Annotated in this window: 12 protein-coding genes, 1 tRNA gene and 1 pseudogene; 4 read left to right on the top strand and 10 right to left on the bottom strand. The window is 39.2% G+C overall.

What is annotated here, in order from left to right; all coding sequences use genetic code 11:
• Positions 1-211 precede the first annotated feature (211 nt).
• Positions 212-958, top strand: a pseudogene (locus tag FTV04_RS00565) (IS5 family transposase).
• Between the two features lie 86 nt (positions 959-1,044).
• Here FTV04_RS00565 and FTV04_RS00560 read toward each other — a convergent pair.
• The 7 genes from FTV04_RS00560 to efp form a co-directional block, all read right to left on the bottom strand.
• A tRNA-Val gene (locus tag FTV04_RS00560) sits at positions 1,045-1,121 on the bottom strand.
• 31 nt (positions 1,122-1,152) lie between these two features.
• Positions 1,153-3,165: a DUF3488 and transglutaminase-like domain-containing protein gene (locus tag FTV04_RS00555; RefSeq protein WP_180088115.1), complete on the bottom strand. Its 2,013-nt coding sequence runs from the start codon at positions 3,163-3,165 to the stop codon at positions 1,153-1,155.
• A 3-nt stretch (positions 3,166-3,168) separates the two neighbouring features.
• Positions 3,169-4,074, bottom strand: a complete 906-nt coding sequence (locus FTV04_RS00550) for a DUF58 domain-containing protein (RefSeq protein ID WP_180088113.1) — start codon at positions 4,072-4,074, stop codon at positions 3,169-3,171.
• A gap of 12 nt (positions 4,075-4,086) precedes the next feature.
• On the bottom strand, positions 4,087-5,043 hold the full coding sequence (locus tag FTV04_RS00545; protein WP_180009341.1) for a MoxR family ATPase: 957 nt from the start codon (positions 5,041-5,043) through the stop codon (positions 4,087-4,089).
• 228 nt (positions 5,044-5,271) lie between these two features.
• A complete protein-coding gene (locus tag FTV04_RS00540) occupies positions 5,272-5,574 on the bottom strand; it encodes a YbdD/YjiX family protein (protein WP_078190160.1) in 303 nt (100 codons plus the stop codon).
• Between the two features lie 13 nt (positions 5,575-5,587).
• Positions 5,588-7,690 carry a carbon starvation CstA family protein gene (locus FTV04_RS00535; protein WP_180088111.1) on the bottom strand — a complete coding sequence of 701 codons (2,103 nt, stop codon included), beginning with the start codon at positions 7,688-7,690 and terminating at the stop codon, positions 5,588-5,590.
• A 194-nt stretch (positions 7,691-7,884) separates the two neighbouring features.
• A complete protein-coding gene (gene efp, locus FTV04_RS00530; protein WP_067762759.1) occupies positions 7,885-8,454 on the bottom strand; it encodes an elongation factor P in 570 nt (189 codons plus the stop codon).
• A gap of 388 nt (positions 8,455-8,842) precedes the next feature.
• Between efp and epmB the strand changes: the two genes are divergently transcribed.
• Genes epmB through FTV04_RS00515 form a run of 3 tightly spaced genes read left to right on the top strand, consistent with a single transcriptional unit; the run spans position 8,843 to position 13,730 of the window.
• Positions 8,843-9,859, top strand: coding sequence for an EF-P beta-lysylation protein EpmB (epmB, locus tag FTV04_RS00525; protein WP_180010399.1), 1,017 nt, complete (start codon positions 8,843-8,845; stop codon positions 9,857-9,859).
• A 14-nt stretch (positions 9,860-9,873) separates the two neighbouring features.
• The gene (locus FTV04_RS00520) at positions 9,874-11,619 is read left to right on the top strand and encodes a GTPase (protein WP_180021984.1); all 1,746 of its coding nucleotides are present in this window, start codon (positions 9,874-9,876) and stop codon (positions 11,617-11,619) included.
• The gene (locus tag FTV04_RS00515; RefSeq protein ID WP_180088109.1) at positions 11,601-13,730 is read left to right on the top strand and encodes an EAL domain-containing protein; all 2,130 of its coding nucleotides are present in this window, start codon (positions 11,601-11,603) and stop codon (positions 13,728-13,730) included. Before FTV04_RS00520 ends, FTV04_RS00515 begins: the two co-directional genes overlap by 19 nt.
• 84 nt (positions 13,731-13,814) lie before the next feature.
• Here the strand turns inward: FTV04_RS00515 and rpmE are convergent, their stop codons facing one another.
• From rpmE to FTV04_RS00500, 3 genes are all read right to left on the bottom strand, one after another.
• Entirely contained in the window at positions 13,815-14,039 is a 225-nt protein-coding gene (gene rpmE / locus FTV04_RS00510) for a 50S ribosomal protein L31 (protein ID WP_078190165.1), read from the bottom strand.
• Positions 14,040-14,256: 217 nt separating this feature from the next.
• A complete protein-coding gene (locus tag FTV04_RS00505; RefSeq protein WP_180088107.1) occupies positions 14,257-14,727 on the bottom strand; it encodes a hypothetical protein in 471 nt (156 codons plus the stop codon).
• A gap of 51 nt (positions 14,728-14,778) precedes the next feature.
• The gene (locus FTV04_RS00500) at positions 14,779-15,753 is read right to left on the bottom strand and encodes a bile acid:sodium symporter family protein (protein WP_180026456.1); all 975 of its coding nucleotides are present in this window, start codon (positions 15,751-15,753) and stop codon (positions 14,779-14,781) included.
• Between the last annotated feature and the right edge of the window lie 29 nt (positions 15,754-15,782).

Genomic DNA, 15,782 nt, shown 5'->3' with positions numbered 1-15,782 from the left:
TTCCATCTCATGATTATTTTACGACTCAATCCATATGAATCTATTCAAGCCAAATACGATTGAAAACGATTGCGAATAACACCTTACATATAAGTAGATTTGATTCAACTATAGTCTTAATAACACTTTAATTAGGGTGTGTTGACACTTTTAGCTTAAAAAATAGCGAAGTAGTAAAATCAAATCGCCAAACCCAATTTTACTATTCGCTATGCCTCGTACCATGCTGACAGATCAACACTGGCAAAAGTTGAAAGTTATTCTGCGTAATTTATCCATTCACCACAACTCAAATTTACGCAATTTTATTGAAGCTATTCTCTATAGAATTAGAACAGGCTGTCCGTGGCGAGATATTCCTTCTTGTTTTAGTCATTCAAACTCTATTTTCAAACGGTTTAATCGTTGGTCAAGCAGCGGTAAGTTACTTAGATTATTTAAATTACTAGCCTCATGCCCCGATATGGAGTGGATTTTTATTGATGGCTCTCATGTACGTGCTCATCAACATTCTGCCGGCATAGCGAATCAATCTATTTCTAAAAGTGTAGGAGGAAACTCCTCAAAAATACATTTGATTGTTGATGCACATGGCAATCCTATTGATTTCATGATTATCGATGGAACCATACATGATGTTAAAGTTGCACCTGATTTAATATCAACATTAGATTTAAAAGAGACATAAGTGGTATGCGCAGATAAAGGCTATGATTCAGAACCACTGCGTGAACAGATCAGGAAAACAAAGACCAAAGCGAATATACCAAGGAAAACGAATAGCCAATCGAACAATGACCATATGGACTGGTATTTATATAAAATCAGGCATTTAGTTGAAAATATGTTTTGCAGATTAAAGGAATTTAGAGGAATAGCTACTCGATATGACAAGCTCAAAAGGAATTATCAAAGTTCTGTTGCTTTAGCCTGTATATTTTTATGGCTACCTTTATAGGGTTAATTATGAACAGTAAATGTCAACAGACCCTAATAATTTCAGATAAAAAAAAGCAGAATCATTTTGATTCTGCTTTTTGAATTTGGTAGGTATATCCAGACTCGAACTGGAGACCTCTACGATGTCAACGTAGCGCTCTAACCAACTGAGCTATACACCTGAAGTCCAAGCATCATATTCATTTTTATTTTTTATGACAAGCCCTTTTCTGAGTTTTTTAAACTTTGCGTACAAGTTTTAAGCAAAGTCTTAAAACATTGAATATCTTGAGAACTTAGCGGAGTACCTACGTAAATTTCCTGCTCAAATAACTTGATGGATTGTTCAAATGAACGCCTTTCATGTTCAGGTACATTTTCTGCCAAACGTTGTAACCAATGCCGAAAACTTTCAGAAGTCAATTTTTGCTGGCTCAAGGGTAAATTCTTTGCGAAATTGGTAATTTCTCTTTCAAGCGGGCTTAAACTTTTTCTTTTTTTCCGCAAAATCCATATAAAATATAATGCTACAATGCCACCAATACTCAAAATAAGAATTAAAACACCTGCATAAGCAGAATTTGTACCGAGCTTTTTAAACCATTGTTGCTGTGATTCTGCATTGTAACCCACCACTTTACTCTGCCATTGGTAACTCGCATAATCACTCCATACACGGACTTTTTTCAACATCGAAAATTGTTGATAGGCCCAAGTCGACTGCTGTCTCCCAAAAATTGTCCGATCTTGTTCCATATAATCCTGCATCCCACCATCGATACGCTGAGGTGCGATCATGGCTGTAGGATCAATTCGACGCCAATGTTGATTGACATAAACCTCTGTCCACGCATGTGCATCAAGTTGACGAACTTCCCAACTTTTTCCATCTGGTGCTAATTGACCACCTTGATATCCCACGACAATACGCGATGGAACACCAACATAGCGCATCAACATTGCAAAGCTCGAAGCAAAATGTTCGCAAAAGCCCTGTCTTGATCCGAATAAAAAATCATCTATCCGATTTTGCCCCAATACACCTGGGTTTAAGGTATATGCAAAGCGATTTTGTTTATACCATTGCATAACTTCTGCAATATAACGCTCAGGATTTTGGTGACTTCGCTGCCATAATGTTTGGGCCAATTGTTGTGATTGAACATCCAAGTTTTCAACATAGCGAGTGTTTAATTTTTCAAGTAAAGCTACATTTTTTATTTGTGGCGGCTCTGCACGTCCTAACCATTTCAGTTGAATCGGCTCCGTGCGTGCTGTTAATCGGTAGGGTGTAATTCGACCATCTTGACCTAATGCAAAACGTGCTTCATTGGGAACGGATTGCTCCAACGACATAATCCACATCACACTTGGGTCGGCAGCCAAATATTGATAATTCAATGTCCGCTTGGGTTTTAACTCGGCTGGATTCAGCTGTATAACGTTCTGGTTAAAAAAATGACTGGTCCATTTAGAACCATCATATTCATCTAATGCCATCGCCCGCCAATACAGCTCTGTACGTGGTGGCAAGGCTTGAATATCTCCAATTATACGAAAAGCCAAACTACTCGACTGTGATAACTCAGCAATATCGCCCGGAGACATGCTATCACTTATCCCTGTTGTGGCTTTATTTTCAGGAATAGGAATGTGCCATAGCGGTGGCAGGCGTGGAAAAAAGAGAAACAGTAAAATAAAAAATGGAACAGCTAAGCCAATAAATTTTCCCACATGCCCAATATCTTGTTTAATCGCCTGTATTTCACCGCTTGAGTCTTGGCTAAAACCAACGGTCTGTAAACGGTACAACCCAATAAAACAGCTCAACAACGCCAATAAAATAACCAATGCCATGGCAAAAGACTGGCTAAACAAAAAACTACTGGCAATCACAAACATCGCAAAGTTATATAAAATAATTACATCACGACGTGTTTTTGTTTCTAAAGATTTAGCAAATAAAAATGTACTGAGTACTGCAACCCCTGCATCAACACCAATAAAGGTTTTATGGCTTATATAAATGCTAAATAATGCTGTCAATGTCAGCACATAAGTTAAAATTTTAGAAAATGGTTTTTTACTGGCGCGGGTATTGAGTAATAAAATAAGCCAAATGACTAAAAATACTAATGATGTCGCCACAGGGATATAAAGCATTTGTGCAATGAGCACCAAAGCTAAAGTGAGTAGTATGGAGCGGCGTATGGTATTTTCAATCATAAATCAAGCCTGCGCCAATAACCGTTTAGCTTCGGAAAAATGCAGTGCTCCAGTGCCTGATGCTAACTCAGCATTAGGTAAATACAGTGCATATTGATCGTGATTTTGCTCAGCCTGCTCGACCAAACCCATCATAAGACTAAGTTTTTCTTCATGACTTTGAGCTGGCATATAGTGATAATGAATCTCCAATTTCTTTAGATCTTCATATTGTTCAAAGACTTTCACATATAAGCCTTGTCCTCGTGCTGCTTGTTTCCAAGACACCGCATGAAGTGAATCCCCCGTCTGAAAACTCCGTAATTCGCGAAATTCATCAAGATCAGGTTCAAAATTTTGCTGTTGTTGCTTATTTTCAACGGAATGCCAACTGGCTTGAGGTGCAACCCACGCTGGTTGCTGTACGTACAAATACGTCCAGGCCCGAACCAAACCAAAGGGATAAACACTATAAATTTGTATGGGTGGAATCTGAAAAAAACCGCGTTGGCTGGTTGTAAAATTTAATTGAAAGCATTGCTGTTGCGTATTGAACAATAATTTATGTAGCTGATTTTCAGTTTTAATCCACAAATATCGCGCCTGTTCTACATCTTGTTTAAAGTAAATATCGACCGAAAGTAATTCACCTACTTGCGGGGTATCAACAACATTTATTTGAATCTGCAACGCATGAAGCTGTTTAAAAGTAATATAGAAACTAATACACAATACGGCGCTAATTAAAAAGCAAAATCCTAAAATCAAGTTATTGGCATAATTCACACCTGCAATAAAGGTGATGAAAATTAACACCAAATACAAGTAGCCTTGCTGATAGATAAAGATCAAGACGTCTTTTTGAGTCAGCTGCTTGTGCTGATCGATTTTAAATCGACGTTCAATCCATTGCTGCCACATCGAAGCCAAGGTTCAACTCCTTTATTGAATCGAAACTTGTTCTAAAAGCTTAAAGGCTTCAAGATCTGACAACCCAATTCGATGAGATACCACAGCTGTAAAAACGGCTTGTACATCGTCAGGATTCACATAATTTCGCTGCTCAATCAGCGCATAGGCTTGCGCAGCTTTCTTTAAGGATAAAACACCACGCGTAGAAAGACCATGTCTCCCTTTACGTGTTTCAGCAGCAAGATCCAAAATGTAATCCATCAAACGATCACTCAGATGTATCTGCTCGACAAAGCCTTGTAGTTGTAAAATTTCTGATTCATTAAAGATATGTGCTAATGCCGCAATCAGATCATGGCGTGAAGTTTGTTGGAGCAATAATTTCTCTGCCTGACGCGATGGATAACCTAAAGACAAACGCATTAAAAACCGGTCCAACTGGGACTCAGGTAAGGCATAAGTACCACTTTGAAATAAAGGGTTTTGTGTCGCAATCACCCAAAATGGTTGAGGCAAAGCATAGCGCACACCATCAACCGTCACATACCCCTCTTCCATCGCTTCCAATAAAGCACTTTGGGTCTTTGGACTACAACGGTTGATTTCATCTGCCAATAAAATTTGGGTAAAAATCGGCCCAGATTTAAACTCAAAATGATGTTCTTTTTGATTAAACATATTTACCCCAATCACATCGCTGGCCAGCATGTCATTGGTAAATTGAATCCGTTGAAACTTTAATCCCGCTAAATGTGACAAGGCGCTAGATAATGTCGTTTTTCCTAAACCAGGTAAGTCTTCAAATAGCACATGCCCACCAGCCAATAGACAAGCTAAAGCCAATTTGGTTTGCTGGTTTTTATCCAAAATAATTTGGTTAATTTGTTCGAGGAATGTATTTATTTTCGGGTAAAAAGGCGCAAGGCTCTGCTCACTTAAAAGCGTTGATGTATTATTTTGTTGGCTTTTCTCTGATCCCCAAAACACCTTTTATTCCCCAATAAAAAAGTTAAATGAATGACTAACATACAGGGTTTTATTTAAAAATACAGTGTTTATCTCCAAGCCATACCCAGTTCAATACTTTAAATACATACGCTTGATATTTATTGAGTATACAAAAACGTTGTTTTCGCTTCGACTGATCAAAATTTTGCAATAAAAAAGCGTCCCGAAGAACGCTTTTTTCTTAGATTTTTAGCTCGAGTCAAAGCATTAGCAAGGACACTTCTTCATGTCACCACCAGCTGATGGATAACGTGCATCCACACAGTGGCGATAAAATGTTTTTGCATCCATCGCTTCCAAATCAGGATGATGTTTTGCCATATGTTCCAAATAGTTTTGGTAATCTGGCACACCTACCATCAGGCGGAAGCTTTGCTGTAAACGTTGCCACAGTGTCGCAATACGTGACCAATTTTTCGGGTTCAGAATTAAATCCTTCTGCGACATAATGGTCATTTTAATGATTTTATAAATCACCGTTTTTCCACTTTTTGCAAACTTCAGGTTCATTCATATTCCCCTATTAATGTGCTGAATTTGACGGATTAATTTCAGCTGGGTCACGGTAAATCGCTTCTGCTTCATTCACCGATGGATTTGGATTTGCCAAGGCACGACGCACCACACCAATCGCTGCAAATAACATCACAAATGCCACGATCATAAAGAATGCACAAAGACCGGCATTGATTTGATTCGACAATGCAACCGTATGCATTTCAGCCATGGTTTTTGCAGGTGCCAACAATTCATTTTTCGCAATTGCTGCGTTAAAACGATCTGCCTGAGCCAAGAAACCAATCTTTGGATTTTCGTGGAAAATCTTCTGCCAACCAGCGGTCATAGAAGTGATAAACAAGAATACTGTTGGGATAATCGTCACCCAAACATACTTTTGTTTTTTCATCTTGAATAAAATCACTGTACCCAAGATCAATGCCATCGCAGCAAGGATTTGGTTACCAATACCAAATAGCGGCCATAAGCTATTAATACCACCGAGCGGATCAACCACACCTTGGTAAACGAAGAAGCCCCAACCTGCGACAGCCACAGCGGTACCCAACAGATTTCCGAAGAAATTATGTGAGTTCTTAACCGCAGGAACCACGATACCCACTGTATCTTGCACCATGAAACGACATGCACGCGTACCTGCATCCACAGCAGTTAAAATAAAGAGTGCTTCGAATAGAATCGCAAAGTGATACCAGAATGCCATCATTGAACGGTTATTGAAAATTTCCGTAATAATGTGAGCCATACCAATCGCAAATGTTGGCGCACCACCTGTACGAGACAGAATCGAATTTTCACCCACTTCTTGTGCAAGTAAGGTCAATGCTTCAGGTGTTACCACGAAGCCTAATGTACGAACTGCTTCTGCAGCGGACTCAACCGTTGTACCAATCACAGCTGCTGGTGCATTAATCGCAAAATACACACCAGGCTCAAGAATCGTTGCACAGACCAAAGCCATAATCGCAACAAAAGACTCCATCAACATGCCGCCATAACCGATCATGCGAATATCTTTTTCATTATTCACAAGCTTCGGTGTCGTTCCTGAAGAAACGAGCGCATGGAAACCTGAAATTGCACCACAGGCAATGGTAATAAACAAGAATGGGAACATTGAGCCTGCAAATACAGGACCCGTACCATCAATAAAATGCGTTACCGCTGGCATTTTCATTTCAGGTAAAGCAAACATGATCCCGATTGCTAAACCTGCAATAACACCAATTTTCAAGAAGGTCGATAGGTAATCACGTGGAGCGAGCAGCAACCAAACAGGTAAAACTGATGCCACGAAACCATAACCAATCAACCACCAAGTTAGTTCAGTACTTGAAAGTGTAAAGAATGGACCCCAGTATGGGTGCTGTGCAATGTCACCACCATAGATAATCCCTGCCATCATCAGTACAAAACCAATGATCGACACTTCTGCAATTTTACCCGGACGGATAAATCGCATGTAGATACCCATGAAAATCGCAATCGGTACAGTGGCCGCGATACTGAAAACACCCCACGGACTGTTGGTCAACGCTTTTACAACAACCAAAGCAAGTACCGCAAGAATGATGATCATCACGCCAAGTGCACCAAGCATCACGATGATTCCGGCAAAAGAACCCAGTTCTTGTTTTGCCATTTCACCGAGTGAACGACCATCACGACGCGTTGAGATGAACAAGACTAAAAAGTCTTGAACCGCACCGGCAAGAACAACACCCACCAAGAGCCAAATTGTTCCCGGCAAATAACCCATTTGCGCAGCAAGGATCGGTCCGACTAATGGGCCTGCACCTGCAATCGCAGCAAAGTGGTGACCAAATAGAACGCTTTTATTGGTCGGTACATAATCCAAGCCGTCAGCTAAGCGATGGGCAGGCGTTAAACGTCGCTCATTCAGTTCAAAGACTTTATTGGCAATAAATAAACTATAAAAACGATATGCAATGCTATACACACAGATTGCTGCAAGGATCAGCCAAACTGCATTGACATGCTCGCCTCGACTGAGTGCTAGTATGCCGAATGAAACGGCACCTAGAATGGCTACAAACAGCCAGATAATCTTTGAAGCCATTCCTGACTTCGGTTGAATGGTTTCCATCTCAATCCCTCATAAATGTTGAAATAAATCAGCTTGATTTTTCTTGTTCGAGGTACTGCTGTTTCTTCCCTTGAAACTCTACTCCTGTTATGGGCTTTTTCATCTAATACTTTGGAATAAAAATTTAAACCAATAGGTATAAAAAAAGGGATGAATCACTTCATCCCTTTCGATAATAGTCTATTTTTAAACCATTATGCACGTTCTAAATAGTCACCAGTACGAGTGTCTACACGAACGCTTTCTTCTTGCTGTACGAATAATGGAACACGTACAACTGCACCAGTTTCAAGCTTAGCCGGTTTACCGCCACCGCCTGAAGTATCACCACGTACACCTGGATCAGTTTCAACGATTTTTAATACAACGAAGTTGGGCGCGCTCACAGTTAAAGGAACACCGTTCCAAAGCATGATTGTGCAAAGTTCATTTGAGTCATCTTTCAACCATTTAGCCGCGTCACCCATAGCAACTTTATCAGCAGCGATTTGTTCGAAAGATTCTGGATCCATGAAGTTCCACATTTCACCGTCGTTATACAAGTAGTTCATTTCAACTTCTTGGATGTCAGCAGCTTCTAGTGAATCACCAGATTTGAAAGTTTTTTCTAAAACTTTACCAGTTTTAAGGTTACGTAATTTTACGCGGTTAAAAGCTTGGCCTTTACCTGGTTTTACGTATTCGTTTTCCATGATTGAACATGGGTTACCGTCAAGCATGACCTTAAGGCCTGACTTGAAATCATTCGTAGAATAATAGGCCATGACTGGCTCACTCCAAACTTACTAACTTTAATCTATAGATGCTATGGGCTGTAACATGTCATTTAGCAAGTACTGACTGTAACATTGGCTGCCACATGCACATTAATGTGATATTGCGTATTCTAAATGACCAATGCACCATGTCGCAACGAAAAAATCCCCATTAAAGGGGTCAAGCTGCTTAACTTACACTCAGACATTAAAGAACTTTGTTTATACAATGCCCACAAACAGGTAAAATTGCTGTTTACTGAAACTTAATAAATGTTTCGTAGGCTTCATCCGTTGTGAGCTTTATCGGAATTATTTCAGCTTACACTTAAAAGTTCGACGCATTAATTTCAGCAATATTCCCTACTCACCTTTCTGCATTTTTTAAACAATCGGCATGATAAACTATTTATTTCAAGAGCAAAACTGGCAAACCCAATTGAGTGATTTGATTACAAATCCTCAAGAATTACTCGATGTATTAGAACTTTCGCATGATCAGTTATTATCGGGTGCTCAGTTCGCAGCAGATGAGTTTCGCCTACGTGTGCCGCGCGCTTTTGTCGAAAAAATGCAAAAAGGTAATCCGCTTGATCCGCTTTTACTCCAAGTCCTACCGCATCATTTGGAACTTGAAGAACACGCCGGTTTTGTCACCGACCCTTTAGGTGAAGAGCAGGCTAACCAACAGCCAGGGGTATTACATAAGTACAAGTCTCGTTTTTTACTGACTTTAACCGGTGCCTGCGCGGTCCATTGCCGTTATTGTTTCCGCCGGCATTTTCCCTACCAAGAAAACCTGCCTAAAAATGACGATTGGGCAAACATTAAACAATATATTGAACAACAACCCGATATTAATGAAGTGATTTTAAGTGGTGGAGACCCGCTCACACTATCAAATCGTAAACTTCAAGTGTGGATTGAACGTTTATCGACTTTGCCACAAATTAAATTTTTGAGAATTCATTCACGAGTTCCTATCGTAATCCCCAACCGTGTCGATGAAGAGCTGGTTTCTAATTTAAAAAACAGTAGGCTACGCATTATTCTAGTGGTACACTCAAATCATCCATCAGAGCTAGATGACTTCACGTGCAGCCAGCTTCAACAGCTTGTCAAACAAGGAATCACCGTGCTGAACCAAGCAGTCTTATTAAAAGGGGTTAATGATTCTGCAGAAGTGTTGGTCGATTTAAGTTACCGCTTATTCGACGCAGGTGTAATGCCATATTATTTGCATGTTCTGGATAAAGTAAAAGGTGCTCATCATTTTGATACACCAGCTCAGGATATTGATTTAATTTATAAAAAAGTTTTAGAGAACCTACCTGGTTATTTGGTTCCTAAACTTGTACGGGAAATAGCGGGCGAAAAAAACAAGACACCGCTTTTTGGGGCTTCAACTTTTTGAGTTAAATAATAAAGATGACCACGCATACTTCAGATACGTTTTACAATCCGACTGAATTAAAGCTGGATAAATTAAGCTTTTGTCCGACCAATGCTAAAGGTCTGCAAGAGTGGTTAAACGGTATTTCAATTTTACAATTGGGTACCTCATCTAAAGCTTTATTCAATGCCTTACTTGAAATCTCCGAGCTGAAATGCCAAGAGATGTTACGTTTTGATTTGGTTCAAATTTTACATCCGACTATGGAAAGTGTGCTCACAAGCTTAGAAAAACACTTTACCAATCAAAGCCTCATTACCACGGATCGTAATGACCAAATCATTGAATTGGCGATGCTTTTACGCAGTCACTTTGCCAAAATCTATATTGATATTGCCAAACGATGTAATCAGCAGCTTAATCAACAAAAGTTTTCGATTTTTTCATTCGGCCATAAAAAAAGCTTACAAACCGCTCGAATTGCATCAATCTACTATGCGTTGCAACAACTGACACTGTTGTTGTATCAACAACATATGTTGTATGCCACACCGACTGCAGGTCAATGGATTGCGGCACATCAACTGATTGAATGTGCCATTGAACACAATTTCTACCAAAGTAATGTCAATCAGTTACTGGGTACTCAACATCAAATTGCAAATATTGCTCAAGCTTATGCACAATTAATCTTATTAGATATTTTCAATAATCATCAGATTCGCCCTGCTGAAATCCAAGGTTTGTATTTATGTAGCTTTGACTGGGCAAAATTGGTTCAAATCCTACCGAAAGAAACCACGCTTTCACGCTATGTTGTAGACACGAAAAAAGATCACCCACCGATTTATAACTCAAAACAAGATCGGTCTTATCAAGCCAATGTATACATTTCAACGCAAAACTTGCTCGATCATTTGACCGAAACGCAAACTAGAAATGCCAATTATTTATCTAAAAATGAAAAGTTATTTTTAACTCCAGCGCTATATTTCCATATTCATAATATTTTGACCAACAACACTGAACGCCGTCATGAACGTTATGAATATTCTGCGCAAATTAATATTTGCTTTAGCTTAATGGTGGCGCATTTCTATCTCTCTAAAGGTAAAAACTTCCACGAAACTTTAGATTTAGAAGGCAATTATCAATTCCACAATGAAGCCTCTTTTGTCAATTCGCATGATTCAAATATGCCAACAGGCATGACTAATGCGAAAGCGCTAGATCGTGAAGCAAAACAGATTCATACTGCTGACGTATTAGATATTAGTGTGAATGGTTATCGCATTAAATGGACTGGCCCTACCCCTGCTAATTTAAAAACCGGCGAATTTATTTTGATCCAAGAAAATGCTCAAAGCCAATGGCGTGGCGGTGTTGTTCGTTGGATCAAACAATCGACTGAAAAAAGTTTGGAATTGGGTCTCGAAGTACTGGCTCAAGATTTGTATCCATGTTCAGCCCATATTCGTACCGACCGCAATACAACAAATCATCAACCTGCTTTATTGGTACAGACCACACAACTTGATCAAGTGTCTACGACCTTAATTTTACCTGGGGCAAATCTCTTCCGAGAGAAACAAACGATCCACCTTCGCTTAGGCAAAGAAGACATCAAAGTCTATCTCACCAAAGCGCAGTTGGTGACACAAAGCTTTATTCGCTTTGAATATGAATTATTGAATGAAGAGCAAGAAAATGTCGTTAAAGACTATATTGCGAAACAGAGCAATGAGATCAAAAATAACGACTTATGGGAAGCATTAAAGTGAGAAATCCATTACTATCCAAAAAACTAAAACGTACGGAAACTCGATTACTCATTATTGATGATAATCAAATACGTTTTAACCAGATACGTGATTTATTGACAGACAGCGAACATCAAGTTCATGCCATATTACTTGATGATTTACAAAATTTCGAAAAACAGCTGAATCTCAATTGGGACTTGATCATTTTTGGACGTGCTTATGATTTAAAATATGAACAAGCTTTAAGTTTAGTTCAACTATCGAGCCAACCGAATTTACCGATTATTTTACTTAAACCCGAGGACTATCAAGCAGAACAATATGCAAGTTTAGTCAAAAAAGGGATTTATGACATTGTCGATATTGCTGAACCTGAGAGTTTCTATTTTGGTTTAATCCGTGCTTTATCCTTTAGTCGCCTACAACAATCGCAGCAACATTTAATGGAAGAGCTCGAAACAGCTCAAATCCAAACCCAGTCTTTAGTTGAAGATAGTCGTAAAGCGGTTGCCGTGATTCAAGAAGGCATTCACATTCAAGCCAATGCTGAATATCTCACTTTATTTGGTCTAAAAAATGAAGATGATGTAATTGGTCTGCCTTTACTCGATCTATTACAACCTACTGACCTCAACGACTTTAAGCAACGCTTTAAAAAAATCAGCCAAGGACAGCTCGATTTAGGACGTTTTGATCTTGTTTCGCAAAATATCGCAGTGGCTGGGCAAAACCCACTAAAACTCGAATTTATTGCCGCGGCTGAAGAAGATGCTTTACAGCTCGCAATTGAAATTGGCAGTCAAAGCAGCAATGCTGTAAGCAACGCTCCAGTTGAAGCTAGCCCACAAAAACCAAAAGCATTTCAACAACTCAACCGCACCATTGGCCAGCAACCTGCTAATGTAAATGCATTGGTTCTATTTACATTGGCTTCTTGTTCTGATGCGATTTTTCAAAAAGATTGGAATACTTATAAGAGCTATTTCACCAATATTAAAGACTTCTTGAAAGATCAGACTCATGCTCCATTATTTAGTTTAGATAATGGTGCAATCGTTGCCTTATTCCAAGCGGATAATCAGCTCAAACTTGAGTCTAAGTTGATTGGTCTTAACACCCTGAGCAAACCTCAATTACTCAGTGTAAACAATGAAACTTATCCATTAAATTTACGCATAGGATACAGTGTTTTAGACAGCGATATTCGTGATGAAGCACATTTTGATACCTTTATTGCGAAAGCCTTTAATACTGCGCTACCAACCAACCAACAAGCACCTGAAATCGACTTAACTATTCCATTAGAAATTGATATTCCAAGTTTGGATTTTGGTACACCAGAAGCGCAAATTGCACCGATTGTCGTTAGTGATGAAGCTCCTGTTATCAAGGCCCTTCGCACCTGCTTAGAACGCGGTGAAATTCATCTTAAATATCAGCAACTGTATGATAAAGAAGATTCTCATCTTTATACTTATGAAGTAACCAGCGGCTTTATTTTTGAAAATAAATGGAAAGATATCGCCCAACTACGTGAATTGGCTGAAGACTCAGAGCTATCCATTAAATTGGATCGTTGGATCTTGGTTGAATCGTGTAAACAGCTACACAACTTTATTACTCAGTTCCCTGAAGCTAAATTAATCGTTAACCTGAACAAGGAAGTGCTATATAACGACCGCACCTTCCCTGAGTTTATTTCAAAACTCATTACGATTATTCGTAGTAAATTGAAAAATCCGTTAATTTTACAATTTGCAGAAGAAGACATTCAGCTCAATATTGATGCGGCTCAAAAAGCATTTATTGAACTTCGTAAAAATGGTGCCGAACTGGCTTTACGTAATTTTGGTCATTCGATGTTTAGCGAATCATTATTACGTCAAATGGATGTTCACTGCTTAACACTAGATTCAAGCTTGACCCAAATGCTTGCAAACGACAAGTCATGCCAAGAGCTCCAAGAAAAAATTACCACTTATCATGAAATCAAAACTGTTGAAATCATGCTACGTGAATTAAATGACATGACCCTGTTTGCCAATGCTTGGAATGTAGAAGCTCGTTTTATTCAAGGTGATTATTTCCAAAAGAAACTCGACCATCTCATCGATGTTCAGGACCAATAAGGTTCTGAACATTGCCGATTTAAGGTTTATCTTTTTATCGGCACAAAAAAAACGGGCATAAAGCCCGTTTTTTCGTTTTGGATATTAACGTTTGATAGAACGTGACATACCAGCAAAACGTTGTTTGAATTTGTCGATACGACCGCCAGTGTCAACGCTTTTCTGTTTACCAGTGTAGAATGGGTGGCAAGCAGAACATACGTCTAGGTAAATAGTTTCTTTACCAAGAGCTGAACGAGTTTCAATTACGTTACCGCATGAACATGTAGCAACTAAAGTTTCATATTTTGGGTGAATATCGGCGCGCATCGTCGATTACTCCTAAGATTTAAGAAGGTTTAGCTGTCATCGCAATTGATCACTCTTGCATCACTACAAGGAAGGCTTAAAAAAGCAGACCAACACCATAACAGACCATTCTTTTGGCCCACCGAGACGGATACCGCCAGAGCTAAGCACAACAAGTTGGGGCAAATTATAGCTGATTTTTTATTGTTAATAAATAGATATTCAAGGCTGAATCACTCTACTCTTTAGGTTGAGCTTGCTCTAAATATTTCTGATATTGTAATTCGACTGTACGCTGAAATTGGGCTTGATCAAAATGTTTTAATTTTTCAATAAATGCAGGACAAAACGTCGCTGCATTTACTGGCTGTAATGATTTGCTCATGCCCTCTAACATGCCTTGAAGCTGCTGTTTAAATTGTGCATCGACTGGCAAATCAACATCTTTTGCTTTTAATGGCTCTACACCCTTAAAACGGACAGCCTGAACCGCAGCAATTAATTTTAGCTTGGCAGCTTGATAAGCCTGATCTAATTCCGTATTCATCTGTGGTTGTCGATCACGACAAAAATCCAACATGGGCTGCAGGCTGATGAGCGGCATTTTTTCAATGACATCACGGTTACTATTTACGGATAAATCCTCTTGGGCATGAACGACTGTGTTCAAACCCAAGAATAAAATGAAGAAGCCTCTTTTAATTTTCATGATTTTTTTTCATCTATATAAGGTATTTTAAAAGGACGTACTCATCTCGCCCTATTCTTGCCCACGGCTTTGTTTTGCCCAAAGGTTGGCAATCACACCACAGACCATCAACTGAATTTGGTGAAAGATCATAATCGGTAAAACTATCATCCCCATCGGCTGCCCAATAAATAAAATTTGTGCCATGGGCACGCCGCTCGCCAAGGTTTTTTTAGAACCACAAAAGAAAATCGTCTTTTGATCAGCTCGGCTAAAGCCCAACCAACGTGGTACATATAGCGCCAATAACATAATGATCGTTAACAAGGCAGAGCACGCCACAATCAATAGGAATAAGGTCATACCACTCACTTGATGCCATAGCCCTGCCACCACTGCACTACTGAATGCACCATAGACCACCATCAAAATTGAGCCCTGATCAAATACCTTGACGATTTTTGGCATTTTCTTCATATAAGGAAACACCCAAGGACGGAGGAGCTGCCCTAAAATGAAGGGAATGAGTAATAACAGCGTAATTTGAATAATAGATGCTGTCGGATCGTAGTTATGTTGTGACTGGCCGAGAATAAAATAGGCCACCATCACTGGGGTAATAAACATACCAATAATATTTGAAAATGATGCACTACAGACTGCACCAGCAACATTACCCTGTGCTACCGAAGTAAATGCAATGGAAGACTGTACTGTCGAAGGTAAAAAGCACATAAACAAAAAGCCCCAATACAACTCTTGCCCTAACATCGGCACGAGGATTGGTTTCGCCATTAAACCCAATAATGGAAATAATGCAAAGGTAAAAGCAAAAACTAAAGCATGTAACTTCCAATGCATTATGCCTTCAACCACAGCCTCACGAGATAACTTTGCACCATGTAGAAAAAATAAAATGGCAATTGCAGCCGTTGTAATATAGCCAAAAATTTCTGCAGCTTGACCACTGACAGGCAAAAAAGTCGCAAGTATGACCATTACAAAAAGTAGAATGGTAAAACGATCCAAAGCCAACATTTTTAGCATAACAACATCCTGTAAAAATTTCCCTTTAA

The organism is Acinetobacter sp. YH12219, from assembly GCF_013417875.1.
GTDB classification, from domain to species: Bacteria; Pseudomonadota; Gammaproteobacteria; order Pseudomonadales; family Moraxellaceae; genus Acinetobacter; species Acinetobacter amyesii.
Note: the sequence above shows the minus strand (reverse complement) of the source record. Positions and strands in the feature narration are given on the sequence as shown.